Source organism: Streptomyces flavofungini, assembly GCF_041028215.1.
Lineage (GTDB): Bacteria > Actinomycetota > Actinomycetes > Streptomycetales > Streptomycetaceae > Streptomyces > Streptomyces flavofungini_B.
Genome location: NZ_JASKYR010001521.1, coordinates 1 through 487, shown reverse-complemented (window position 1 = coordinate 487; position 487 = coordinate 1). Strand labels below are relative to the sequence as shown.

The following is a 487-nucleotide window of genomic DNA, read 5'->3' as shown; positions in this document are numbered from 1 at the left end:
GGCGGGAGCCGCCCGTGGGCCCGCGGTGGTCTGATAGATGTGGACCCCTCAACAGACCCCCGAGCAGATACGGGACGACGGACATGAGCGCCCCAACTCCGGCCCCAGGCGACGACAGGCCCCGCGAAGGCTACTACCCCGACCCGTCCATTCCCGGATATGTCCGGTACTGGAACGGTGCCGCCTGGGTGCCCGGAACGAGCCGTCCCGCGCCGTCCGACGGCGAACCCCTGCCCGCGCCGCCCGGCGTCGCCGCCGCCGCGACCGCGCCCCCCGTCGAGGAGACGGGCCCGCACTTCTTCGACGAGGAGCCCGCGGCGGCCGCCGCTCAGACCGGCCCCGCCGCCGACCAGCACGGCGCCCGGCCCGAACCCGCGTCCGCCTGGCAGGCCGACGCCGCACGCCAGGCCGGTCTCGGCGCCGAGCAGGAGCGCCGCATCTCCTGGGGCGCCCAGGGCCAGCCCGACCCCCGGGTGCCGAGCGAGCC

1 protein-coding gene is annotated in these 487 nt (G+C 77.2%); it reads left to right on the top strand.

All coding sequences use genetic code 11. From position 1 onward, the window contains the following. Positions 1-83: 83 nt before the first annotated feature. A partial coding sequence (locus AB8Z36_RS41985) for a DUF2510 domain-containing protein (protein ID WP_369218562.1) occupies positions 84-487 on the top strand: 404 nt, incomplete at its 3' end.